General features: G+C 38.9%; 27 protein-coding genes. 11 read left to right on the top strand and 16 right to left on the bottom strand.

Annotation, left to right across the window (positions count from 1 at the left end; genetic code table 11):
* Positions 1-2: 2 nt before the first annotated feature.
* The gene (locus tag H5088_RS19350) at positions 3-788 is read right to left on the bottom strand and encodes a CLCA_X family protein (protein WP_182754275.1); all 786 of its coding nucleotides are present in this window, start codon (positions 786-788) and stop codon (positions 3-5) included.
* A 24-nt stretch (positions 789-812) separates the two neighbouring features.
* A complete protein-coding gene (locus tag H5088_RS19345; protein WP_182754257.1) occupies positions 813-1,409 on the bottom strand; it encodes a tRNA-uridine aminocarboxypropyltransferase in 597 nt (198 codons plus the stop codon).
* 137 nt (positions 1,410-1,546) lie between these two features.
* Here H5088_RS19345 and H5088_RS19340 point away from each other — a divergent pair, with 137 nt between their 5' ends.
* On the top strand, positions 1,547-1,891 hold the full coding sequence (locus tag H5088_RS19340; RefSeq protein ID WP_002959674.1) for an Hpt domain-containing protein: 345 nt from the start codon (positions 1,547-1,549) through the stop codon (positions 1,889-1,891).
* A 367-nt stretch (positions 1,892-2,258) separates the two neighbouring features.
* Positions 2,259-3,476, top strand: coding sequence for a pyridoxal phosphate-dependent aminotransferase (locus H5088_RS19335; protein WP_024597609.1), 1,218 nt, complete (start codon positions 2,259-2,261; stop codon positions 3,474-3,476).
* A gap of 66 nt (positions 3,477-3,542) precedes the next feature.
* On the opposite strand, the gene H5088_RS19330 is transcribed toward H5088_RS19335, so the two are convergent.
* The 4 genes from H5088_RS19330 to H5088_RS19315 are packed head-to-tail and all read right to left on the bottom strand — an operon-like array spanning position 3,543 to position 6,496.
* Positions 3,543-4,010, bottom strand: coding sequence for a glycine zipper 2TM domain-containing protein (locus H5088_RS19330; RefSeq protein WP_002959676.1), 468 nt, complete (start codon positions 4,008-4,010; stop codon positions 3,543-3,545).
* A gap of 55 nt (positions 4,011-4,065) precedes the next feature.
* The gene (lpoB, locus tag H5088_RS19325) at positions 4,066-4,686 is read right to left on the bottom strand and encodes a penicillin-binding protein activator LpoB (RefSeq protein WP_007375407.1); all 621 of its coding nucleotides are present in this window, start codon (positions 4,684-4,686) and stop codon (positions 4,066-4,068) included.
* 11 nt (positions 4,687-4,697) lie between these two features.
* Positions 4,698-5,123, bottom strand: coding sequence for a YcfL family protein (locus tag H5088_RS19320; protein WP_002959678.1), 426 nt, complete (start codon positions 5,121-5,123; stop codon positions 4,698-4,700).
* 8 nt (positions 5,124-5,131) lie between these two features.
* Positions 5,132-6,496 carry a COG3014 family protein gene (locus H5088_RS19315; protein ID WP_182754254.1) on the bottom strand — a complete coding sequence of 455 codons (1,365 nt, stop codon included), beginning with the start codon at positions 6,494-6,496 and terminating at the stop codon, positions 5,132-5,134.
* A 224-nt stretch (positions 6,497-6,720) separates the two neighbouring features.
* Between H5088_RS19315 and H5088_RS19310 the strand changes: the two genes are divergently transcribed.
* The 4 genes from H5088_RS19310 (at position 6,721) to H5088_RS19295 (ending at position 9,790) form a co-directional block, all read left to right on the top strand.
* Complete coding sequence (locus tag H5088_RS19310) at positions 6,721-7,179, top strand: hypothetical protein (RefSeq protein ID WP_024595110.1); 459 nt, start codon at positions 6,721-6,723, stop codon at positions 7,177-7,179.
* A 99-nt stretch (positions 7,180-7,278) separates the two neighbouring features.
* A complete protein-coding gene (locus H5088_RS19305; protein ID WP_182754251.1) occupies positions 7,279-8,109 on the top strand; it encodes a DUF692 domain-containing protein in 831 nt (276 codons plus the stop codon).
* Positions 8,106-8,879 (top strand): DNA-binding domain-containing protein, encoded by a 774-nt coding sequence (locus H5088_RS19300; RefSeq protein WP_024595108.1) that lies wholly within the window; start codon positions 8,106-8,108, stop codon positions 8,877-8,879. Before H5088_RS19305 ends, H5088_RS19300 begins: the two co-directional genes overlap by 4 nt.
* 41 nt (positions 8,880-8,920) lie before the next feature.
* On the top strand, positions 8,921-9,790 hold the full coding sequence (locus H5088_RS19295) for a DMT family transporter (RefSeq protein WP_182711338.1): 870 nt from the start codon (positions 8,921-8,923) through the stop codon (positions 9,788-9,790).
* 6 nt (positions 9,791-9,796) lie between these two features.
* On the opposite strand, the gene H5088_RS19290 is transcribed toward H5088_RS19295, so the two are convergent.
* The 7 genes from H5088_RS19290 to H5088_RS19260 form a co-directional block, all read right to left on the bottom strand.
* Positions 9,797-10,495, bottom strand: a complete 699-nt coding sequence (locus H5088_RS19290) for a M15 family metallopeptidase (RefSeq protein WP_182754248.1) — start codon at positions 10,493-10,495, stop codon at positions 9,797-9,799.
* A complete protein-coding gene (gene dapE / locus H5088_RS19285) occupies positions 10,495-11,625 on the bottom strand; it encodes a succinyl-diaminopimelate desuccinylase (RefSeq protein WP_182754245.1) in 1,131 nt (376 codons plus the stop codon). Before dapE ends, H5088_RS19290 begins: the two co-directional genes overlap by 1 nt.
* Entirely contained in the window at positions 11,622-11,969 is a 348-nt protein-coding gene (locus tag H5088_RS19280) for an ArsC family reductase (protein ID WP_154903257.1), read from the bottom strand. Before H5088_RS19280 ends, dapE begins: the two co-directional genes overlap by 4 nt.
* 4 nt (positions 11,970-11,973) lie before the next feature.
* Positions 11,974-12,471, bottom strand: a complete 498-nt coding sequence (locus H5088_RS19275) for a PTS glucose transporter subunit IIA (RefSeq protein WP_002959694.1) — start codon at positions 12,469-12,471, stop codon at positions 11,974-11,976.
* Between the two features lie 3 nt (positions 12,472-12,474).
* A complete protein-coding gene (locus H5088_RS19270; protein ID WP_002959696.1) occupies positions 12,475-12,861 on the bottom strand; it encodes an ACT domain-containing protein in 387 nt (128 codons plus the stop codon).
* Positions 12,862-13,089: 228 nt separating this feature from the next.
* On the bottom strand, positions 13,090-15,249 hold the full coding sequence (pta, locus tag H5088_RS19265; protein ID WP_182754242.1) for a phosphate acetyltransferase: 2,160 nt from the start codon (positions 15,247-15,249) through the stop codon (positions 13,090-13,092).
* A gap of 1 nt (position 15,250) precedes the next feature.
* Positions 15,251-16,465 (bottom strand): acetate kinase, encoded by a 1,215-nt coding sequence (locus tag H5088_RS19260; RefSeq protein WP_182754239.1) that lies wholly within the window; start codon positions 16,463-16,465, stop codon positions 15,251-15,253.
* A 282-nt stretch (positions 16,466-16,747) separates the two neighbouring features.
* Here H5088_RS19260 and yfbV point away from each other — a divergent pair, with 282 nt between their 5' ends.
* Positions 16,748-17,194 carry a terminus macrodomain insulation protein YfbV gene (yfbV, locus tag H5088_RS19255; RefSeq protein ID WP_024596543.1) on the top strand — a complete coding sequence of 149 codons (447 nt, stop codon included), beginning with the start codon at positions 16,748-16,750 and terminating at the stop codon, positions 17,192-17,194.
* Here yfbV and H5088_RS19250 read toward each other — a convergent pair.
* Genes H5088_RS19250 through xthA form a run of 3 tightly spaced genes read right to left on the bottom strand, consistent with a single transcriptional unit; the run spans position 17,191 to position 19,462 of the window.
* Entirely contained in the window at positions 17,191-18,006 is an 816-nt protein-coding gene (locus H5088_RS19250) for a putative RNA methyltransferase (protein WP_182754236.1), read from the bottom strand. The two genes, yfbV and H5088_RS19250, sit on opposite strands and share 4 nt — an antisense overlap.
* Complete coding sequence (locus H5088_RS19245; protein ID WP_182754233.1) at positions 18,003-18,650, bottom strand: energy-coupling factor ABC transporter permease; 648 nt, start codon at positions 18,648-18,650, stop codon at positions 18,003-18,005. Before H5088_RS19245 ends, H5088_RS19250 begins: the two co-directional genes overlap by 4 nt.
* 5 nt (positions 18,651-18,655) lie before the next feature.
* Positions 18,656-19,462, bottom strand: a complete 807-nt coding sequence (gene xthA, locus H5088_RS19240) for an exodeoxyribonuclease III (protein ID WP_182754230.1) — start codon at positions 19,460-19,462, stop codon at positions 18,656-18,658.
* Positions 19,463-19,702: 240 nt separating this feature from the next.
* Between xthA and H5088_RS19235 the strand changes: the two genes are divergently transcribed.
* The 4 genes from H5088_RS19235 to rluB all read left to right on the top strand — a co-directional run bounded on the left by H5088_RS19235 (position 19,703) and on the right by rluB (position 22,494).
* A complete protein-coding gene (locus H5088_RS19235; RefSeq protein WP_007582577.1) occupies positions 19,703-20,134 on the top strand; it encodes a hypothetical protein in 432 nt (143 codons plus the stop codon).
* Positions 20,135-20,361: 227 nt separating this feature from the next.
* Positions 20,362-20,883 carry an EF-hand domain-containing protein gene (locus H5088_RS19230; protein WP_002959711.1) on the top strand — a complete coding sequence of 174 codons (522 nt, stop codon included), beginning with the start codon at positions 20,362-20,364 and terminating at the stop codon, positions 20,881-20,883.
* A 151-nt stretch (positions 20,884-21,034) separates the two neighbouring features.
* Complete coding sequence (gene scpB / locus H5088_RS19225; protein WP_182672229.1) at positions 21,035-21,625, top strand: SMC-Scp complex subunit ScpB; 591 nt, start codon at positions 21,035-21,037, stop codon at positions 21,623-21,625.
* Complete coding sequence (rluB, locus tag H5088_RS19220; protein ID WP_024595359.1) at positions 21,622-22,494, top strand: 23S rRNA pseudouridine(2605) synthase RluB; 873 nt, start codon at positions 21,622-21,624, stop codon at positions 22,492-22,494. Before scpB ends, rluB begins: the two co-directional genes overlap by 4 nt.
* Positions 22,495-22,658: the final 164 nt, after the last annotated feature.

Raw genomic sequence — 22,658 nt, 5'->3', positions numbered from 1 at the left:
CATTACTCGTCCATTTTATGAAGCGCATAACCCAGTAGTTCAAAATAGTGGTTAAGCGCTTCATTTGCTTTATTAATATGCTCACTATTTGGGTATATTAAATTACTACTTTTTAAGCCTCCCACCAAAAAACTATTTTTTATATATGTGTGGCCTTCAATACAGGCTTCAAAACACCGTGCTGCAAGCTCTTCTGGCATGCTCATATAATTCATATTGTGGGCTTTATCGTGTTCTATACACGTTTGTACAAAGTTATTTGCATCAATACCATCTTCATCTAGAAATACATGTTTATAAAAACTGTTCAAAGCATTATTAAGTTGATGCGATAAATTAGGCGTGTTTGAAAGCCACAATTTTGAGGCAAAGCCAAATTGTGGTTTTGTTGCAAATAAGTGCTCGCTTATATGATGGTCAAACGCATGGAACCATTCATGAGCAAGTGCACCACCGCCTGCATTTTTTGCAAGAGCAAGTGTTTGAGAGGCTGCATTATAATGCGCTTGCACGCCTTTTTGACCACCATGGCCAAATGCAAAGTTAAGCTTGCCGCGCAGGCCAATTGCTTTAGGTGGTAAATGCAGTATTTGTGCAAGGTCGGCCAGTGCATCGTAAATTAAATTGGCGCTAATGTAGCGCTCTTCTTTAGTTACCCATTTACCAACGACCATTGACCTAAAGCCGAAGGTATCTCTTATATCGCTAAAGTCGACTTGGTCGTCAAAGCGATAGTCGGGTCCTTGGCGAGTAAAGCCACGTTTTAGTCTGTTAGGGTAGCTACGCATTGCAAGTTTCATATAGTAACGAATTTAATCTAAGTAACGTGCTTTTACGTGCTCAGGCATGTGTTGGGTTTGTTTTTGTATTAATTCATTTAGCGCATTATAAAGTGGTGCGGGATTTAGCTGCTCTATTAAAAACAAACTATGCGCTACAGCTTCAAGTGTGGATAGGCTGTCGGCCCGAGGAGCTTTACGAATAGCATAACGATTTTTAGGTAGCTGTTTAAAACTGACCGTTTTAAATTGATTTAGTAATGTGGTGAGCTGCAAAATTTTGTAGACTTTTTTCCATGTACCATCAACCACGATTAAATGGGTGATGTTTTTTACATTTGGCTGCTCAGTGTTATCGTCTAAATTTAAAGCGTGTTCGTTAGGGTAGAGTAAAACAGTTGAGCTTACTGGCAGTGTTTTTAGTATGGAAAAGTCATCATTATTTTCGCCTTTGATTATTTGGCAATCAGTTAGGCATAAATTGAGTAGTTTAGCGGTATTTTTTGCTATTTTTTCTTCACTCGGGTGCTGTAGAATAATAACCGTAACTTTGTTGTTTATATTTGTAATTGCGTTGCAAATACAGGTGTTTATTGAAAAGTTACAATGATTACAAAGTGTGCGTGCCATTTAATAAACTTTTTGTTGCCAGTATGTTCCTCGCAATTATACATTTATAAGGTAATTAAGTTGGTTTTTTTTACGCATCAATATAAAGTAGTACTATTAAACTGTAACTTACATGGATTGTTTTAAGGGCTTAAAATATGACAGAAATAAATATTGATACATCAGCATTAGAGAGTATGGAATCGTTATTGGGTGAGCAGTTTGCTGATACACTTGATTTTTGCTGCTCAGAGTTTGAACGTTTAGGCTCAGAAGTGTTAGCAACCATTGGTAAAGATAAAGAAGCAGCTATTCGCCACTCCCATAGCTTAAAATCGAATGCGGCGCAGTTTGGTGCTTCAAGCCTTGCTGAAGTATCGCGTGTTATTGAACAAAATTTAAACCTAGATAACTTAGCTGAAGCTATCGACGCATCTAATAGCTTAATGGCTCAAGTAACAGGCTCTCAAGCTAAGCTAAATGAATGGTTAGCATCTCGTTAATTATTGAAGCTGAAACGTGAATTTATTTCAGTATTAAGCACCTAAATTGACTGGCATTTTACGCCTTTACTAGGTTAGTCTAAAGACTCACTAGGGCGTGTTGATCTTTCGGGATTGAATTTGCAACGAGTGTCTGGTTTTTAGGTTAGGCAGAGCCTATGCAGTGTGGTTTTTCCACATAAATAGGCGATAACAACACTTAAAATCCAAACACGCATTGCCCAGAGGGTTCTTCCTAGGGGCTATTTTCTCTTTGTTACTCAATTTTTACTTAGCCCACTAGGTTACAAATCTCGCGCCGCGATTAAATCGCCCCTAGGTTGAACAAATTTAATCCATAAAGTCAATACGCCCTAAAGAGGTAAAAATGTCTGATATTAAAAAGAGTCACAAATTAGAAGGTGTATGTTATGACATTCGTGGGCCGGTTTTAGCACAAGCTAAAAAAATGGAAGACGAAGGTCAAAAAGTATTAAAATTGAATATAGGTAATCCGGCTGCTTTTGGTTTTGATATGCCAGAAGATATGCACCGCGATATTATCCGCAACTTATATTCAGCCCAAGGTTACTGTGACTCTAAAGGCCTCTATTCAGCCCGCGTGGCTATTTATCAGCACTATCAACAACGTGGATTACATAATTTAGATGTAGATAGCATATATATTGGTAATGGCGTAAGCGAACTTATTCAGATGATCACCCAAGCGCTATTAAATAATGGCGATGAAGTGCTTATTCCAGCTCCAGATTATCCACTTTGGACTGCTTCTGTCACATTATCGGGTGGTAATCCGGTGCATTATTTATGTGATGAAGAGCAAGATTGGTTTCCGGATATTGCAGATATAAAAAGCAAAATAACGTCTAAAACTAAAGCTTTGGTATTAATTAATCCTAATAATCCGACAGGTGCGGTTTACAGTGACGATTTGTTAATGCAATTAATTGATATAGCGCGTGAACATAAACTGCTGTTATTGAGCGATGAGATTTACGAAAAGATTTTATACGATGGTATAACGCATACTTCAATCGGCTCACTGTGTGATGATGTACCAATCATTACTTTTAATGGTTTAGCAAAAACCTACCGTGCAGCGGGGCTAAGAATGGGGTGGATGGTGCTAAGCGGTCGTACCTCGGTAATGGATGATTTACGCAAAGGTCTTGAAATACTTTCATCTATGCGTTTGTGCGCAAATGTACCTGCGCAATATGCAATTCAACAAGCGTTGGGCGGCGTGCAATCAATTGATAATTTAATTAACCCAGGTGGGCGCTTATACGAGCAGCGCGATATTGCATGGCGCGGGTTAAACGCTATTGAAGGTATTAGTTGTAAAAAACCAAAAGGCGCGCTCTATGCGTTTGCCAAAGTAGATACAGCACTTTTTAACGTTAAAGATGATGAAAAGATGATGTACGATTTGCTAAAAGCCGAAAAAATATTACTTGTACATGGCAGGGCGTTTAATTGGCCCGAGCCGGATCATTTTAGATTGGTATTTTTACCAAGCAAAGATGATTTATCGGATGCGATGTTAAAAATGAAGCGTTTTTTTAAAGACTATCGTCAAGTATAGTTATTTAAAAAATAAAAAAACGAGCCAAATTTGGCTCGTTTTTTACTTTAGTCATGAATATATTGGCTAATACGCTTTATCTACACGCACCGTGTTGTCGTTCAAGTACACTAATCTTACGTTATCGCCTTTGCTAAAGCGCATTGATTGGTCTTGATCTTGAACAACCATAAACTGGTCGCCGTTTTCAACTTGTATTAATAACTCTACAAAATGATTTTGCTGATAATGACTTTGCTGCTGCCTATTGTGTGCAACACTGCCGCCAATTACCGAGCCTAATATTGTTGCTACTGTGCGGCCGCTACCGCCACCAAACTGGTTGCCTACAACACCACCGAGTAATGCACCGCCGAAGGTTTTCCAGCCGTTGTTTTTGTCTTGAATGATTTCTTGTTCGGTAATATTGCGTACCGATTTTACGTCACCAAATAAAACTTGCTGCACAGGGACTGCTTTATTGCGCTCGTATTGAGCAAAAGTTGGCGCGCTCACACTAAGTAGGGCACACATTATTAATATTATAGCTTTCATAATAATCTCCTATTGGTAGCCTTTATGGGCTTATTAGCCCGTAAAGGCTTAGTAACTACCAACCAAATGTCGATTTTTCTTTAGTTTTACGAATTTCAGTTTCGTCAGCCCATTCAACTAGGCCGCTTTCCATATCCATTAAACGCATCGTAAATTTATAGTATACGTCTGATTTATCGGCATTTGATTTAACTATGCTCGATAAATTTCCGTATAACATATATTGCGCGCCAATTTGTTTACCAAATGCAACGGCTGTTGCAGGGTTAACCAGGGCATCTTCGTTTTGAAACGTTAATTGCTCACGTACTGACTCAACACGCGTCATATCTACAAAACGGAACTTACCACTGCGTAGCATTTGCGTTGAGATTGAATCGGTGATTGATTCAGTATCAATGTGCTCACTAGTTTTATTTTTAATACGCTCAACAAATACTACGGGGCGTTTATTAGCGGTCATTGTGCCAACAACGGGTGAGCTGAGTAATGAATCGGTCATTTGGCTCGCTACTTTTTGTAAGTCGGTAGAGCCAAAATTAATATCGGTTGTTTCTACTGCTTGTGCGTCGCCATAACTTACTACGGCTTTATTAGCACAGCCACTTAATACTAAAGCGCTCAGGCCAACTAAAGCGTAAGTTGATGCTGTTTTAAATTTGTTACTGATGATCATGGTTGTTTCCTTTAATCTTTAAATTCTTGTGATTCGGTAGACACTTCTCTTACTGCTAAAGAAAAGGTAACCGCATCAGAGCTCGGTGCTAAGCCCGGTAATTGTGTTTTTGCAAAACCAAATAAGGTGAGTGCTTGCCAAGGTGAGTGGTTGCCTTTAATAACAAAGCCGTCTTTATCAAACCAATTAAATTGATACTGTAAATACTGTGATTTTTTATACTGGCTCGAAAGTGTCACTACCACATCGGTTAACTGGTTGGTTTGACGTGTTTTCACATCAGTAATGGCCAGCTTTTTACCAAGCTCTGGGTTATCTACACGTAATTGCTCATTAAACTGGTTTTTATTTTGTTCAACAGAAATACCCGATGTAACCGGTTGGCTGGAACATGCACTGAGCATTAAGGCTGCTAATAATGGCGCTATGTATTTCATGATGGCTCCTAAAGTTGAACTACGTGGTAATTAAAGTAGTTATTAATAGAGGTTAAGTAAATTAACGTTAACCCTTGCTTACTAATGGTAAAATTTATGGGTGCTTGTGTGCCTATATGCAGAGAATGCTCACCTGTATTTAGGCTTTGCCTTGCGACACTTATTTGATTTGGAAGTGTAAGCCAGCTGCGTGTATCAGCTTGCTCAGACGCCAAATTATAAATATTAGCAAGTATGTTACCTACATCACCGGCACTGCGAGCAAGTTCTGCCCGTACTTTCTCTTTGGCTACTAATCTGAGTACTTGGCGAGCGACTTTTGCAGGTATTTGCTCTTCTAGAGTTTTAGCTGCAAGTGCTTCAATGTGTACCAGTGGGCTAAGCGCCAAGCTTTGTGCATCTATATTTATATTGTTAAGGCGGCGCACATAGGCATTATCTTTATATACCGGCATCGCCAAGCTGTAAAAGCGTGCATCGCCACGTGATGAATAAATTGGCAAGCGCAGTTTAAATTCATCTTGTTTTGGTACTAATCCTTGTTCAAATAAAACAATTACTTCGCCTTGTGATGAAGAAATAGTGGGCGTATCGCCAAAGCGTTTTTTAAATTCATTTAGATCTTGGTCAAACCCTTGTTTTTTAGCAAGGCGCATTACATCTTGCTGTAAATAAATATTGTTAGGTTGTATAGCCAATGCTTTTTTATAATCGATATAGGCGTCGTCGTATTGTTTAGCACTTTGGTAAAGCAAAGCAGATAAGTAAAATGTGTAGGCATTTTGAAAGCCATTTTTTATGTTTCTGGTTACATTGCTCATGCTTGGGTAGTGTTGCTGAGCTTCTTTAACGGTTGAGTCTACTTCTGCTTCATTCTCGCTAAGCGCATCAACTTGTACTTTATTAGCTCGGCGAATTTCGACCAATGCGCCTTCAACATCATTTTTATACACGTAGTTAAGTGCTTTATAACTATGAAGCATGCTCATTTCGTAAGCGGGTGGCACATAAGTTATTGCTGAGTCGTTGGTAAATAAAGCGTTACTTTGTTCAAGGCCCGCACTAACTTGTATTTTGGCGGCTTCACGCTTTTTTTGCATTTGCGTATACACGTTCTCAAATTTACTTTGTGCATCATCTGGTGTATTTGCTAAGTCGTTTAAACGAGCTTGCTCAAGTTGGTTGAGTAAGTAGCTGCTGTGCAGGGTGCTATTATTAGCAATAAGGGATTGCGCTTCTTCGATGTTGTTTTTCTCGATCGCATTTCTTATTGGTGTCATTTGCGTGGCATAGTCATTAAATAGGTCATTAAAACCCATTGTGCTACACCCACTTAAAATAAAACAAAAGCTTAAAATTATACTGCGGCGCACTGAGCACTCCTCTTAATTTACCTGTATACATTAACATACTATTTTTAGCTAAATGTGTGAAATATTGTAAAAAATCGTAGAGTAAAACTGCCTGCTAATAAAGAAATATAAAGTGACATTAGTGAACAAAGTGTGAATTTTTTTGGTTTATTATCACTCCACTGAAATAGTATTTTCGCTTTAGCGGTCTTGCTAAGAGTTATATCACTTAGAGGAATTAAAAAATGAAAAAGTTTACAGGTGCAGCAATGGCTGTAATGGTAGCAGGTTTAGTTGGTTGTAATGCAACAGAGGCAGAAACGGCAACATCAAGTGCAGTTGCTAGTAATGGCGCAACAACTGATTTAGTTCATTGTTATGATGCGAATGTATGTGGTGGCCATAACGATTGTAAAACAGCTGAGAATGCATGTGCAGGTCAAGCGTCATGTAAAGGGACTGGTTTTGTAGCAATGCCTGCAAAATCATGTGCTGACGTTGGCGGTACAGTAAAAGATAAATGGGTTGGCAGTGTAGCTAAAGCAGATTTAGTACATTGTAACGATGTAAATGTGTGTGGCGGTCATAACGATTGTAAGACTGCTAATAATGCTTGTGCTGGACATGCATCATGTAAAGGCACCGGTTTTGTATCAATGCCTGCAAAAGCATGTGGTGATATTGGTGGTTCTGTAGGTAGCTAATACCAATTTATCGAACGCATAAAATAAGCTTGAACGATGTGTTTATTATTCAGGCTTATTAAGGAAGTTTATGACAAATCGTTTTTTAGGTTTTGGTTTATGACAAATCGTTTTTTAGGTTTTGGTTTAGGACTAAGAGCCCCGCATTTTGAGCAAATTATTGCAGATAAACCAGCTGTAGATTGGTTTGAAATTATTTCAGAAAACTATTTTGTAGCCGGTGGAAAACCTTGGCATTATTTAAATAAAATAAGAGCAGATTATCCGATTGTTATGCATGGGGTATCAATGTCGATTGGTAGTATTGACCCTATTGATAAGGACTACTTAAATCAGTTAAAAAACACAATTGCGAGGGTTGAGCCGCATTGGGTGTCTGATCATTTATGTTTTACCCAAGTGGGCGGTATTAATAGCCACGATTTACTACCAATGCCTTACACCTCAGAGGCGCTTGATCATTTAGCAAATAAAATTTCGCAAGTTCAGGACTACCTAGGGCGCGAAATGATTTTTGAAAATGTATCGAGCTATTTAACCTATAACGATTCACAAATGAGTGAGTGGGAATTCTTAGCGAAATTACATAAGCAAACAGGCTGTAAGTTTTTAATGGATGTAAATAATGTTTATGTAAGTGCGCGTAATCACGACTTTAATGCAATGGATTATTTATCAGCTATTCCGAGTACAGCTATTGCACAAATTCACTTAGCAGGACATCAAGACTTTGGTACGCATATTATAGATACGCACGATGAAGATGTTCCCGATGCGGTATGGGACTTATATGCTCAGTATGCAAAAACATTAAATCCGGTAAGTACGATGATTGAACGCGATGATAATATTGGCTCCCTTGATGATTTAATTACTGAGCTTGAGCATGCCAAAGCGCTAGTGAAACCGTTTTGGGATATAAGGTCATGAGTGGTTTAGCAAAGCTGCAACAACAGTTTATGGATTTACTGCAAGGAGAAAGTTCGGATATTAGCGAGCAAATTGCGCAGCAAGGGCAGTTAAATACACAACAGCGACTCTCTATTTATCAAAGCGCTTATAAAATTCGCTTAAGAGCCGTGATTGAGCAAGATCACGAACAGTTGGGCATTTACTTAGGTGATGATTTATTTGAGATGATGGTTGATGGTTATTTAGCTTTATATCCTTCAACTCATACGTCACTACGAATTTTTGCAGAGAAGCTACCAGATTATTTAGCCGCTAATACTCCTTTTAGTGATTACCCCATACTTGCAGATATAGCAAAATTTGAACGACTATTACTAAGTACTTTTGATGCAAGCGATAAAACATTACTTAATGTATCAGAGCTTGAAAGTATTGAACCTCAGCAATGGCCAACTTTACTATTAAAATTACATCCAAGTGTTCAGTTAGTTGTGTTTAATACGTTGGCGGTTGAAAGTTGGCAGGCAATAAAACAAAAGCAAACACCGCCAGAGCCAAGAGTCTCAGAACCTCGCTTTTGGGTTGTAGCACGTGATGCTCAAAGGCGTACACAATATTTAAGCGTTGATGCACAAGAATACCGCTTACTGAGTTTATTAAAACAAAACACACCCTTTGCACAGTTATGTCAATCCTGTTTAAATGAACTCCCAGGCGAGAAAATCGCTGGGTTTTTAATTACTAAAATTAATCAATGGCTTGAACGTGGTTGGTTAATTAGCGAGTGAGTTAAAACAATATAGTTATTTTTCGTTGCGAAGGAATTTTTTTGAAAGCCACCATATACACATTAATTGCTTTAATTGCGTTTGCCGCAAATTCTCTTTTTTGCAGAATGGCCTTAGCAGAAGGTTATATAGATGCTTGGAACTTTACTGTTATTCGCTTACTTAGCGGGGCTGCATGTTTGGGCATTATAATGGCTATTTATACCCATAATTTAAAACGTAAAGGCACATTCAATCCCGCTATTTTAAGTGACAGAGGAAGCTGGCGAAGCAGTATTAGCCTGCTTGTTTACGCGCTTTGTTTTTCGATTGCCTACGTAGAGCTAGATACCGGTACCGGTGCACTAATTTTATTTTCTGCTGTGCAACTTACTATGATTGGCTGGGGTATTTATCAAAAAGAGCAATTAAGCGTACTCCAGTGGTGTGCATTTATAGTGGCGTTATCTGGTTTTGTATATTTAATGCTGCCATCTGCAGCGGTGCCTTCATTATTAGGTGCATCACTTATGGCACTCAGTGGTGTGGCATGGGGTATTTACAGTATTCGCGGTAAAGTGTGCGTATCGCCACTGCGTACTACTGGGTTTAACTTTATAAGGAGCTTAGTTGCTATCCCGGTTTTATTACTTGTGGGTATGAGTTATTTAAAAAATATGAGTATTGAAGGGGTGTTACTAGCGTGTGCCTCGGGGGCAATAGCGTCTGGAGTTGGTTATAGTGTTTGGTATGTAGCAATGCCACTGCTTAAAAGTACCCAAGCTGCGGTTGTGCAACTTTGTGTGCCGGTACTTGCTGCCATTGCTGGTGTTTTGTTTTTATCAGAGCAGGTAACAATGGAGTTTATAGTAGCAAGCTCGTTAATATTAGGGGCCGTGCTGGTGTTTATTTTAAATAAAAAGAAGGCTTAATATAACCTAACCTTCTTTTAGGTGTGGGCTTACGTTTGTTACAAAGCGTTTATAAATAGCAGGTAAGTTATCAAGTATTGCCTGCTTACCCTGTAGTTCACTGTTTTTTATGCACTCAAAAAGTACTTGCTCGCTAAGTTTATTCACTAATAATTGTGATTGCTTAATATGGCTTATATGCCAAAGCTCAGGTGCTACGCCACCTAAATCATGCTGGTAAGGGCGATAAAAACCAAATTTAACTAAGTTAGAATCAAGCCAATTACTTAAAGGTGCGAACGGCCCACCTTGCAAGTATTCATCAGGTGTTAGCTGTAGCTTATAATCATCACTCACCGTAGCTTTATCAAACACATCTAAGTCAGTCCCTAAATGGTGCCTGCTTGCGCCAGGTAGTGCAGAGTAGAGCATTATTGCTATGCATTTATCTACATCATTTAATTTAGTTAAATCTACAACCTTTTGCTGTTTATTATAAACAGGTCGAATACCTAAAAACTTATTATTCCAAATAATTGACTGGCGTTCAAAGTCGCGAAAACTTGAGGCAATAGTAAGATCAAATCCCGCTTTTTGAGCTGCACTTTGCAGCGCTAAAAAGTCGCTAATAATAGCGCTGTGCAAGCGATGATTTTGTATGTCAGTTAAATGTGTATCACTTTGCCCTGTGATACACATTATCGATGTTGGTTTAGTTACATCCATTATGCTAAAAGTTGCTCTAGTATTTGCTCGTAAATGTCGGTAAGGGCTATTAAATCATCGGTACTTACGCATTCATCTACTTTATGAATAGTTTCGTTACGTGGGCCAAGTTCAATTACTTTAGCACCTGTTTGTGCAATAAAGCGACCATCTGATGTGCCGCCGGTAGTTTCTAGGTTTGTGGTTAAACCGGTTACTGATTTAATCGCTTTTACTGTGGCATCAACAAGTGGGCCGTGCTCGGTAATAAAAGGTAAGCCATTTACTATCCAGCTTAATTCATAATTTAAGTTATGCTTTTGTAGTATGTCATTTACACGTTGTTGTAATTGCTCATGTGTTACTTGCGTGCTAAATCTAAAGTTAAACTGTACTTCTAGCTCACCCGGGATCACATTACCTGCACCTGTGCCGCCATTAATATTTGAAATTTGAAAGCTGGTAGCAGGGAAGTATTCATTTCCGTTATCCCACACCGTTTGGCTAAGCTCAGTAAGGGCAGGGGTTGCTAGGTGAATTGGGTTTTGTGCTAAATGTGGATAGGCGACATGCCCTTGTACACCCTTAACGGTTAAAAAAGCGGTAAGTGAACCTCTTCGGCCATTTTTAACAACATCACCTAATACATCCCGTGATGAAGGCTCGCCTACTAGGCACATATCAATTTTTTCACCGCGCGCCTCTAGCGTATCAATTACACGGGTAGTCCCGTTTATAAACGGGCCTTCTTCGTCGGAGGTAATTAAAAATGAAATCGAACCTTTATGATCTGGGTGCTTAGTAACAAAACGCTCGGTTGCAACAAGCATTGCAGCTAACGACCCTTTCATATCGGCAGCGCCGCGCCCATGTAATAAACCGTCTTTTATTAATCCTGAAAACGGCGGGTGTTGCCAATTTTTCTCTGGGCCTGTTGGCACAACATCAGTGTGGCCTGCAAAACAAAAGTGCGGTGATTGTGTGCCTTTTCGAGCCCATGTATTTAATGTGTCGGTAAAAAATAATGACTCAATATTAAAACCAACCGCAGTAAGGCGGTCGTTCATCATCTGTTGGCAGCCAGCATCCTCGGGCGTTACTGACTCACGTTGTATTAGTGCTTGGGCGAGTTTAATTACATCATCTTTCATGATTTAAATATCTCATCGTATTGAGCTGCTTTAAAACCTAAATGGTAACTGCCATTGTTAATAAGTACTGGGCGTTTGATCATGGCAGGTTGGTCAACTAACAATGGGATAGCACTTTCTTTCGTCAAACTCTGTTTTTGCTCATCAGTTAGTGCGCGATAAGTTGTGCCACGTTTATTAACAAGCTGTTCCCAATCGAGTTTATCTGCAAAATCACTTACCATTTGCTCATTTACGCCATCTTTGCGGTAATCATGAAACGTAAATTCGATGTTGTTGTCGGCTAAGTATTTTTTTGCTTTTTTTATCGTGTCGCAATTGCTAATACCGTATAGAGTGATCATAAATCTAGTTCTTCTTAATAATAGTTAATAAGGTATCTACATCCGCATTTACATGCGAATGTGAGTAATGAAATGTGCCGAGATTATGGCCGTTAAGTAAGATTAAACTGGCCAGCATAGGCGTTTCTAGTTCGCGTAAATCAAAATAAGCGAGGCGCTGGCCTTTACTTATTTCACTACCATTTAATTGTGCAATATGAGTATGTGTAATTGATTGCGAACCGGTAATAGTTAAGTTGATTAAAACTTTTAAACCATTTTTAGCCTGTAAAATAAACTCAGTACCTGCGTTTTTTACTTGTAATAACGTGCCATCAAACGGCGCTAAAATTTTGTGGCTACTGAGCTTTACAGTAATACCAGGACCGAGAATACCAAACCTAAAAATAGGTTCGGGGTGTTCTTGAAGCGGTATTACTTTACCTGTAAATGGGCTTGTAATAAGGATGGCACTGCGGGGCGTTTTATTGAGTGCTAGATATTCAATTGTTTGTGCTTTCATATGCTATTGGGCCACCACGTTGTAACCATCTTTTTTTAAGGCGTTAAGTGCTAGTGAGGCCGTTTGCTTTTTTACTAAAATATAATCGGTATCGTAGGTTGAGATTGAAAAAATAGAAATTTTAGCGCGTGCTAATACACCCGATATATTAGCCATTATTCCGGTCAGCGAAAAACCAAGTGGGCCAACCACCTCAAGTGCTTGCCAATCAGATTCGGTATCTAAACTCTCTATTTCAAAGCTACTAGGGCAAACAATAGATAGTTCATCCTGGGTTTTAGATATAAAAAATAAAGGAAGCTTGAGTAGCGCCGCAGGTATATCGGCGTCAACATCTAAACTGTGAATAGATAAAACCGTGCTGTGTAATTGTAATGTTTGTTTTGACATTAAACGCCTGCGATACAGCATTATTGATAGCTTTATAGTATAGATTATTGCCTTCAAGTTAAAGGTGTAAGCGTGACTAAAATGAGCATTTGGAAGTGGGTTTTAATAGAGATTAAAAACTTACCCACAATTTCTGTGGATAAGTATGGGGGGTTGCAGGGTATAAATAGCCTAACTAGTTAATTATTAAATAAATAATAGCTAGGCTATAAAAAGCACACGTTGTGTTTAATGTGCTATTAGCGCTTCTGCTTGGGCTGCCTGAATTGCAGTTAAGGCGATTGTATACACAATATCATCGACTAATGCACCACGGCTCAAGTCGTTTACGGGTTTGCGCATACCTTGAAGCATAGGGCCGATACTTATTAAGTCGGCACTGCGTTGTACTGCTTTATATGTTGTATTACCTGTATTTAAATCTGGGAATATAAATACAGTCGCTTTACCAGCTACAGGGCTGTTAGGTGCTTTTTTAAGTGCTACATTTTCCATTATAGCGGCATCGTATTGTAGTGGGCCGTCGATAATTAAATCAGGACGTTTTTGTTTTGCTATTTTTGTGGCTTCACGTACCTTTTCAACATCGGCACCCGTACCTGATGTACCCGTGCTATAGCTTATCATTGCTACACGTGGCTCTATGCCAAATGCAGCTGCAGAGTCGGCAGATTGAATCGCTATATCAGCAAGTTGTTCAGCATTAGGGTCGGGGTTAATTGCACAGTCACCGTAAACTAACACTTGGTCAGGTAGCAGCATAAAAAATACGGAAGATACCAGCGATGATCCTGGCGCTGTTTTAATTAACTGCAGGGGCGGGCGAATTGTATTGGCAGTGGTATTAACCGCGCCCGATACTAAACCATCTACTTTACCTTGCTCAAGCATCATTGTGCCAAGTACGACGTTATCTTGTAGTTGCTCTTGTGCTACAACGGCAGTTAGGCCTTTGCTTTTACGAATTTCGACCATAGGCTCAATATAATCATTTATAATACTTTTTGGCTCGATGATACTTACATGTTCGTTTAGCTCAATACCTTGCTGCTGTGCAATACGCATTATTTCTTCGCGATCGCCAAGCAATATAGTTTTAGCAATGCCACGTTGACCACAAATAGCAGCCGCTTTAATTGTACGAGGTTCATTCCCTTCTGGTAATACTACGGTTTTATCTGCTTTACGTGCTTTATCGGTTAATAAATAACGAAATGCAGGTGGTGATAACTTACGCGTTTTGCCTACACTTTGAGCTAGAGTATCGAGCCAGCTTGAATTGATATGTTCTGCGTTGTGATCTTTTACTTTTTCAATGCGTTGGTCATCATCATTTGGTACTTCCATATTAAAGTTATGCAGTAATAGTGATGTGCGCCATGTGTCGGCATCGGTTGCGAGTATTGGTAAACCGGTTTGCATGGCTTGTTCACACAAAGCCATAATGCGTGGCTCTGGCTCAAAGCCACCGGTGAGTAATATAGCGCCAAGTTTAGTGCCGTTCATAGCAGATAAACACGCAGCAACAAGTATGTCTGAGCGATCGCCTGGTGTTACTAATAAAGCCCCTGGCGTAAAATAATTTAAAATATTAGAAACCGTACGAGCACAAAAAGTAATACGACGCAGGCGACGATGAAGCATATCGCCTTCGTTAATTATTGTTGCTTTCAAATACGCGCTTAAGTCTTTTACGCGTGGCGCTACTAAGTCAAAATCCCACGGGATTGCGCCAAGCAACATAAACGGATTTTTTTTAAAAATAGGTAAAGACGCTAAACGATTTAACTCGTTTTCAAGCTCTTCGGGTTTGTAAGCGTCGACTAAATCGGCGCGTGCACGGCCTTCTTCATCAAGTGGCGCATTTACTTTATTAAAAATACAGCCCAGTACACGAGGATGATCGATTCCACCGTAATTACCTGCTGCAATTTCTAGGCGGTCTTCTATTTGAGTAATGGTGTAATTACCAGGGGTAAGTACAAATACAATTTCAGCGCCGAGTGTTTGCGCAATTTCGCGGTTTACACGCCCAGCATAAGGTTGGCGACGAGTAGGCACCATACCTTCAATAATAGCTACTTCATCGTCGTTTATTTTACTTTCAAAGCGTTCAACAATTTCCTCTAGTAGATCATCACCTTTACCGTCGCCAATCATTTGCTCAGCATAATCAAGAGCAAAAGGGGTGGGTGGGTTAATAGGTGAACCTTGAGTGACTATTTGTGTTGATTTTTCAGGACCTGTTTCGCCTGAACGAGGCTGAGCGATGGGTTTAAAAAAGTTAACTTTAACTGTTTTTTGCTCAAGAGCGCGAACTAAACCAACGGATACCGACGTTAAACCCACACCGGTAGACACAGGAATTAACATAATACGACGTGCCATATTAAAGCTCCTTTACGATGTTAGCGGCATCAAGTGCAATAACCCACTCTTCATTGGTCGGCATTACTACCACTTTGGATGAAGTATTGGCTGAACTAATAATACCTTGATTACCAAAACGTGCATCAAGATTGCTCTTCTGGTCACAATTGAACCCTAAAAAAGCTAATTGATTAATGACATTTTCACGTATGATATCGGAGTTTTCGCCAATGCCGCCAGTAAATATAAGTGCATCTAAACGTTGTAATGGTACCATGTAGGCTGCAATTTGTTTGGCTAGTCGGTAGCAAAAAATATCCAGCGCTAAACGTGCTTGTTTATGTCCGGCAACAGCGGCTTCTTCAATCGTTCGACAATCGTTAGAGAGTTCGCTAATACCTAGTAGGCCGCTTTCTTGGTTTAATAAATTATCTATTTGCTGAGCGTTGTAACTAAGCTGTGTAGTTAAAAAATTAAATAAACCGGGGTCAATATCTCCACTGCGAGTACCCATAACAATACCAGCCAATGGCGTTAAACCCATACTGGTATCAACACTTTTACCATTTTTTATTGCAGTAACAGAGCAGCCATTACCTAAATGAGCACTAATGAAATTACTCTTCTCTATAGGCTGATTTAATAATTTAGCAGTTTGTTCTGTTACATAGTAATGACTTGTGCCGTGCATACCATAGCGTCTTACACCGTAGCCTGTATAAAGCTTATAGGGTAGGGCGTAAAGGTAGGCAACTTCATCCATAGTTTGATGAAATGCTGTGTCAAATACTGCTACTTGGGGTAAACCTATAAATGAAGCTTGTGCAGATGAAATACCTAACAAGTTCGCATGACCATGTAGCGGCGCTAAAGAAGACGCTTTAGTAATACCGTTAATTACGTCTTCATCAATTAAGACTGACTTTGTGAAATGCTCTCCGCCATGAACAACACGGTGCCCAACAGCAATAAGGTGCTCATCAAGGTTATGATCCTTTATTAAGCTTACAAGCGTATTTATAGCCTCAGCATGTGCTTGATTAGCCGCTAAGTCGATAACCGTCTTAGTTCCATTAAATTTGTATTTAATGGAGGGGGCTTTGGCGCCCAAGCGTTCAGCAAGGCCTGATATAATTTCGTGACCGTCGTTTGCATCAATAATGGCAAACTTTAAACTAGAGCTACCACAGTTTAAAACTAAAACATGTTGGGATTCAGGGGAGGTTGTTGGCATAGATTCAATTTCCATAAACAAATTTAGTAAGTGAACGTTAATACGTGATAGTTACACTTACGGTATTAAATAAAGCTAAAACAATTAAATGTTCAACTGCAAAGTGGTTAACTCAATGTTAAATATTTTACCTTATTTATGATGTTTAAGTTAGGATTGTTCGCCATTAAAGGGGAAATTTAAGCTCTTTTACTGAGAAAGTGTAACTCCCTCATTTTGTGTTACACTTTGGTATAGCTCGTTTTCTATTGTATTTAAAAGCAGTATCTGTGAGGAGTCATGATGCAAAAAAGTGTGATGTCACAACTACAAACAGGCCGTTTGTATGGTAAAAAATGGCCAATGCGTAAAGAGCTTGCGCCTTTGTTTTTAGAGTTTAGAGTGATTAGAGCGACTGAGCTTGCTATTACAGTAATGCCAATCTTGGCTATGCTAACGTTGTTTTTTCAGCTTAATTACTTAGGTTCTGATTTTTTACCGCAAGCTATTGCGAGTGCATTATTTTTTATATCGTTACCTTTACAAGGTTTATTTTGGTTAGGTAAACGAGCGCAAACGCCTTTAGATCCTGCGATGCAAAAATGGTACAACGAGCTGTACACTAAAATGGCGGCTAATGGATATCAAACGCAGTTAAGTGAGAACAAGCCCCGTTATATGGAGCTTGCTAACTTACTTAAAGATATGTTTGAAAAAATGGATAGAGCATTTACTAAAGAGCAGTTTTAGCGGGTTATACCATCATCTATTTTGGTAAACTGAGTAATATAAAATGATAAGGTGACATTGTGTTCACCTTTTTGTTCGAGTGCTGTCCAGTGCTCGGGTCTAAATTTCCATGCAAATGGCGTCATCATTATTAAGTTTTTAATATCAGTAAAGCTAAGCGCTACATGCTCTGTTAAAAGAGTCTGTTCTGATTTTTGAAACCCTTTTGGCGTGGCTATTTCAGTATGTTCGTTTACTTCTGAATATATATACGATTTTAGCTCTTTTAAATGATAAGGGCCTGGGCTTGCTACCACTAATGTTGCGTTTTTATTAGCTAGACGTTCAAGTTCTTCCTCAAACAAAGGCGCAAATACACTAATAAGTACATCAGCAAATTGGCTTTCAAAAGGCGCTTGGCTAATTGATGCAACACTAAAATGGCACTTAGGATAGCGCTTTGCTGCATATTTAACGGCAGATTTTGAAATATCGACACCGTACACTATAGCGTCTGTTTTACTTGCTATTGCCTGGGTATAAAAACCTTCACCGCATCCTAAATCAATAACCGTATTCGCGCTTATTCGAGCGACTAACTCGCTAAGATTTTGTTGTAAAAAGCGGTAGTACCCACGCTCTAAAAATGCGCGTCTAGCTTGCACCATTTCAAGGGAGTCGCCCGGTTGTTTTGAATTTTTTTGTTGTACTGGCAGTAAATTAACATAGCCTTCTTTGGCAAAATCAAAGCTGTGGTTGTTAGCACAACGAAGTGTTGAATCAGCTTTCAAAAGTGCGAGGTTACATAGCGGGCATTGATATTGTAGACTCATGAGTCTAGGTAGTCCTTATCGTAAAAAGTTTTTACCCAATGCGGGCGATAGGTGATCATAATTGTTATAGCCATGCCGTTGAGCATTGCTTCAGGAAACCAAATTATGGCACTTAAATAAACGTAGTTATCTGCAAGTTCTTGCCAATTGTATTGCCGTATAGCCAAGTAAAATAGAGCACCTAGGCTTATTTTTATACAGGCTATAAACCCTGCAGTTATAAACGCACAAACAAATATATAAACAAAAAAATGACGAGGTAAATACTGGTAACTAATTATAAAGCCAAGGTAGCTTAGTAAAATAGGAATAAACGCACCAATAAGCAGTTGTACTGGTAACAGTTCAAGTTCAATTTGACCAAAGGCAGTTAGCAGCGCTGAGGCAAGTAGGCTACTTAAAATCGTTAATCGCCAGCCTAAAATTAATGTAGCGGCGGTAACACCTAGTATGTGTAAATCAAGGCCCGTTAAAATTCCTGCTTTTATTCGCCAAAGCACTGCAAACACTAACGCACATGCAAGAACTCCAGTTTGACGGGCTGGCGTATTAAGCAATGTTTTATATGTTTTTTTATCAAAGCTTAGTAGGGCAATAATAATTACAAGGGCCCAAAGTAGCCCTTGTATTGTTATGCTGAGCATAGTAATTACTTAAATGTTGACCATATAGGGGCATGATCTGAGGGTTTTTCAATACCGCGCAGTTCGTAGTCAATACCAGTATCTATACAGCGTGCTGCAAGCTCATTAGTTGCAAGTACTACATCTATTCGAAGCCCTCGGTTATCTACAAACCCTTTAGAGCGATAGTCAAACCACGAATATTGATCGTCTGTTTCTGGGTTTTGTTCTCTAAAGGTGTCTTTAAAGCCCCAATTAAGTAATGTTGCAAGCCATTCACGCTCTACCGGTTGGAAAGAACATTTACCCGTTTTTAACCAACGCTTTGCATTAACTTCGCCAATACCAATATCTAAATTGGTGGGTGATATGTTGATATCGCCCATAACAATGACGTCTTGATCGGGGGTGTGGTTGGTTTCAAGGTGTGTCATTAAATCTTTATAAAATTGTCGTTTATAAGGGAATTTAGTTTCGTGATTAATATTATCACCTTGTGGGAAATAGCCATTCATGACTGTAAGGTCGCGACCGTTATCTTGTTCAACAGTGACGCTTATCATGCGTTTTTGCGATTCCTCTGTATCAGTAGCAAAGCCTTTTAAGACCGATTTAGGCTCTTTTTTGCATAACATAGCTACGCCATAATGGGCTTTTTGGCCATGAAAGTAGACGTGATATCCCATTTTTTGTACATCTTCTAGTGGGAATGCTTCGTCATGAACTTTAATCTCTTGCAAGCCAATAACGTCTGGTTGATGTTTGTCGATAATTGCTTGTAATTGGTGGAGACGAGCACGCAGACCATTGATATTGAAAGAAATCACTTTCATAAAATTTACCTTAAAATTGGATCTATTTAATGAATTAAATTGTATCAGTAAATACGCGTACATAACATGACTGAAATGAGAAAATAGCTGCACAAATGTTGATCAATTGGTGGGTAAAGTTTAAACATTGTAAATGCAGTATTAATTTTTTAAATAAATAAAAAATTCAATTGAACTTAACTTTATTGAATATATAATGCGCGAAATTCACTTGTTTAGCTCGTTCAAATAGGATCTCTCATGAAAACACAACTACTTTTAGCTACTGCTTTATTAGCATCTGCAACTGCTTCAGCACAAAGCAATACTTACTTCAGTCAAGATAATAAAATTGAGTCTAAGTTATGTGTACTAAGCGCAAACGAAGGCTTTAGTGTTGCTCGTAAAGAAGCTGCTCAGCACGGTGTTTACTTATCTCGTTTTTCTAAAAGCATTTTATGTAATGGTGAAGATATTCGCGATATTGCTAAAAAAACGACATTAAGCAACGCATCAGTTGAGAAAGTAGAAGTATTTGCAAAAGACGCTCAACAAGAAACTCAATTATGTATGACGGCTTTAAAACAAGGTTTAGCACCTGTTCGTCAAAAAATTGGTAACTTAAACTCATTAAAATGTAATGGTCAAAACGTTACTGAGTTTGTTAAACGCTACCAAAACGCAGCAATCTAATTATTAGCTGAACTATATAACTAAAATTGAGATACCTGGTTTTTTACCGGGTATTTTTTTGCAAAAATTACAAGGTTGTTTGCAAAGCTTGCAAGCTTAACTTGTTGAAACTGTTCAATAAATGCACCAACCAAGATTAAGTTGTTGATTCTTATAAGTTAACTATTATTGGCATTGGATTTGTATTAGTTAAAGTGACATTTAATTAATTACGAAGGATACGTCTTATGAAAAAGTTAACATTAGCAGCCACTATTTTAGCATCATTAAGCCTAGCGGCTTGTTCATCTAATCAGGGTCTTGAAAGAATAGACAGTGACTTTGCAAGTTTAGATAATGACAGCGATGGCTACATCTCAAAAGTTGAAGCTGATGACGATAGCATTTGGGGCCATTTTTCAAATATTGATACCAATATGGATAACGAAATTAGCCGCAAAGAATTCAACACTTACATGAAGTTAAACAATGGTAAAGTAGCCACTGATTCTGAAGTAAGTGAGTCGGCATTTAAAGCTGAAATCGCTAAATTCGATAAAATTGAAAGCAGCTTTTCAAGCTTAGATAACGACAGTAATGGCTATATTTCGGTAGTTGAAGGTAACGATGATGATATTTCAAATCACTTTGGTTACATGGATAAAAACCAAGATAAGCGCATCAGTAAAAGCGAGTTTATGGGTTACATTAAAAAATACGGTAACGCAGTAGCTGAAGATGATGCATTAGAAGCCATTAAACACAGCTAATATTTGTTGTTTTAAAGAGTAAATTAGAAGCCAGTGATAATCACTGGCTTTTTTGTGTTTAAAATCTAGTTATTTAGTAGATATATTTTCCTAGTTTGGTGTTGTTCTGTCATAATAGATGGCTGTGTATTTTTATTTGTTAAGAGTGTGTATGGCGGGTCGGCGAATTAGTGATGAACAACTAGTTGAGATCATTGAAGCAGCTATTTTTGTTGCAGATAAGCCTGTGAGTAAACGCCACCTTAAAGATACTGTATTAATAGATTTAGCTATTTCTATGGCGCGAATAAACGACGCAATAGATACAATACAAGAACATTTTCAAACTCGTGGTATTCGCTTAGTTGAAGTTGGTAGTGGGTATCGTTTTCAGGCATGTAGTAGTTTAAGCCCTTGGTTAAATAACTTGTGGCAAGAACGCGCACCAAAATACTCACGTGCTTTACTGGAAACATTATCACTTATTGCATATAGGCAGCCCATTACGCGCGGTGAAATTGAGCAAGTAAGGGGTGTTACTACGGGTTCGAATATTATTAAAACCCTGCTCGAAAGAGATTGGGTTAAAGTGGTAGGGCATAAAGAGGTTCCGGGTAAGCCGGCTTTATATGCAACTACTAAACAATTTTTAGATTATTTTTCGTTAACTGGACTTGAAAACTTACCTGCGCTGCCAACAGAGCAGCAAAGTAAAATTAACCAGTTATTGAGCGATCCTTCTGTGAGAGAACCATCCGAATGAGTATTATACAAGGTGAAAAGTTACAAAAAGTCTTAGCCCGGGCAGGCGTAGGCTCACGCCGTGAAATGGAAAAATACATTGATGCAAACCGCGTTAGTGTAAACGGTAAAGTGGCAAAGTTAGGAGACCGTGTTGAAGAAACCGATTTGATTCGTGTTGACGGGCACACTGTAAAGATTGAAGAAAAAGCAGATAGAATCTGTCGTGTGATTATGTATAACAAACCCGAAGGTGAGTTAAGCACACGTAAAGATCCAGAAGGGCGTCGTACAGTATTTGACCGACTTCCTCGTATTGATGGTGAGCGTTGGATTGCGGTTGGCCGATTAGACGTTAATACTTCGGGTTTGATGCTCTTTACTAATGATGGTGAATTAGCTAACCGCTTGATGCACCCAAGCTATGAAGTAGAGCGTGAATACTCTGCGCGTGTATTTGGTGAAGTAACCAATGAAACGGTTAAAAACTTACTACGTGGTGTTGAGCTTGAAGATGGTCCAGCCAAATTCACGACTGTAACCCCTATGGGTGGCGAAGGCGTTAACCGCTGGTTTAACGTAACGTTAAATGAAGGACGTAACCGTGAAGTACGTCGTTTATGGCAGTCTCAAGATGCGGAAGTATCTCGTCTTATTCGTATTCGTTACGGTAAACTAGAGCTTGATAAGCGCGTGCCACAAGGTGGTTGGATGGAGTATGATTTAGAAACAGTAAACTACTTACGCAAAACCGTTAAATTAGGGCGCGAGACACAAACTAAGCTTTCTGTTATGCCTGAAAAACGCAAAGATAAACGCGCTAAAATCAACCAGATCCGCAAAGCAGTTAAAAAACACAATCAACGTGTTAAGCCTACCAAACGTAAATAATAAATTAGTTATTTATTGCACACAAAAAAGCCGCTAATTGCTGTCTCTTATACACAAATCCCTGCTAAGAAATTAGCGGGGATTTTTTTGAACTAAATCTCAATGTCATGATCAGATCTTCAAATCTTGTTTGAGGGCACATTATGATTAACGAACATACTCAT

Source organism: Pseudoalteromonas sp. SR43-3, assembly GCF_014163875.1.
In the GTDB taxonomy this organism is placed as follows: Bacteria; Pseudomonadota; Gammaproteobacteria; order Enterobacterales; family Alteromonadaceae; genus Pseudoalteromonas; species Pseudoalteromonas distincta.
The sequence above is the reverse complement of the archived record's forward strand: the minus strand, read 5'-3'. Positions and strand labels throughout refer to the sequence as shown.

Coding starts and splice junctions, on each gene's coding strand:
- H5088_RS19275 (WP_002959694.1), bottom strand. CDS start 12,471: ATGAAAGCACAAACAATTGAATATCTAGCACTCAATAAAACGCCCCGC.
- H5088_RS19235 (WP_007582577.1), top strand. CDS start 19,703: ATGAAAACACAACTACTTTTAGCTACTGCTTTATTAGCATCTGCAACT.
- dapE (WP_182754245.1), bottom strand. CDS start 11,625: ATGAAAGATGATGTAATTAAACTCGCCCAAGCACTAATACAACGTGAG.
- pta (WP_182754242.1), bottom strand. CDS start 15,249: ATGGCACGTCGTATTATGTTAATTCCTGTGTCTACCGGTGTGGGTTTA.
- H5088_RS19230 (WP_002959711.1), top strand. CDS start 20,362: ATGAAAAAGTTAACATTAGCAGCCACTATTTTAGCATCATTAAGCCTA.
- H5088_RS19260 (WP_182754239.1), bottom strand. CDS start 16,465: ATGCCAACAACCTCCCCTGAATCCCAACATGTTTTAGTTTTAAACTGT.
- H5088_RS19350 (WP_182754275.1), bottom strand. CDS start 788: ATGCGTAGCTACCCTAACAGACTAAAACGTGGCTTTACTCGCCAAGGA.
- H5088_RS19310 (WP_024595110.1), top strand. CDS start 6,721: ATGAAAAAGTTTACAGGTGCAGCAATGGCTGTAATGGTAGCAGGTTTA.
- H5088_RS19290 (WP_182754248.1), bottom strand. CDS start 10,495: ATGGATGTAACTAAACCAACATCGATAATGTGTATCACAGGGCAAAGT.
- H5088_RS19340 (WP_002959674.1), top strand. CDS start 1,547: ATGACAGAAATAAATATTGATACATCAGCATTAGAGAGTATGGAATCG.
- H5088_RS19270 (WP_002959696.1), bottom strand. CDS start 12,861: ATGTCAAAACAAACATTACAATTACACAGCACGGTTTTATCTATTCAC.
- scpB (WP_182672229.1), top strand. CDS start 21,035: ATGGCGGGTCGGCGAATTAGTGATGAACAACTAGTTGAGATCATTGAA.
- H5088_RS19245 (WP_182754233.1), bottom strand. CDS start 18,650: ATGCTCAGCATAACAATACAAGGGCTACTTTGGGCCCTTGTAATTATT.
- H5088_RS19345 (WP_182754257.1), bottom strand. CDS start 1,409: ATGGCACGCACACTTTGTAATCATTGTAACTTTTCAATAAACACCTGT.
- H5088_RS19250 (WP_182754236.1), bottom strand. CDS start 18,006: ATGAGTCTACAATATCAATGCCCGCTATGTAACCTCGCACTTTTGAAA.
- xthA (WP_182754230.1), bottom strand. CDS start 19,462: ATGAAAGTGATTTCTTTCAATATCAATGGTCTGCGTGCTCGTCTCCAC.
- H5088_RS19335 (WP_024597609.1), top strand. CDS start 2,259: ATGTCTGATATTAAAAAGAGTCACAAATTAGAAGGTGTATGTTATGAC.
- yfbV (WP_024596543.1), top strand. CDS start 16,748: ATGCAAAAAAGTGTGATGTCACAACTACAAACAGGCCGTTTGTATGGT.
- lpoB (WP_007375407.1), bottom strand. CDS start 4,686: ATGATCATCAGTAACAAATTTAAAACAGCATCAACTTACGCTTTAGTT.
- H5088_RS19300 (WP_024595108.1), top strand. CDS start 8,106: ATGAGTGGTTTAGCAAAGCTGCAACAACAGTTTATGGATTTACTGCAA.
- H5088_RS19280 (WP_154903257.1), bottom strand. CDS start 11,969: ATGATCACTCTATACGGTATTAGCAATTGCGACACGATAAAAAAAGCA.
- H5088_RS19330 (WP_002959676.1), bottom strand. CDS start 4,010: ATGAAAGCTATAATATTAATAATGTGTGCCCTACTTAGTGTGAGCGCG.
- H5088_RS19305 (WP_182754251.1), top strand. CDS start 7,279: ATGACAAATCGTTTTTTAGGTTTTGGTTTAGGACTAAGAGCCCCGCAT.
- rluB (WP_024595359.1), top strand. CDS start 21,622: ATGAGTATTATACAAGGTGAAAAGTTACAAAAAGTCTTAGCCCGGGCA.
- H5088_RS19320 (WP_002959678.1), bottom strand. CDS start 5,123: ATGAAATACATAGCGCCATTATTAGCAGCCTTAATGCTCAGTGCATGT.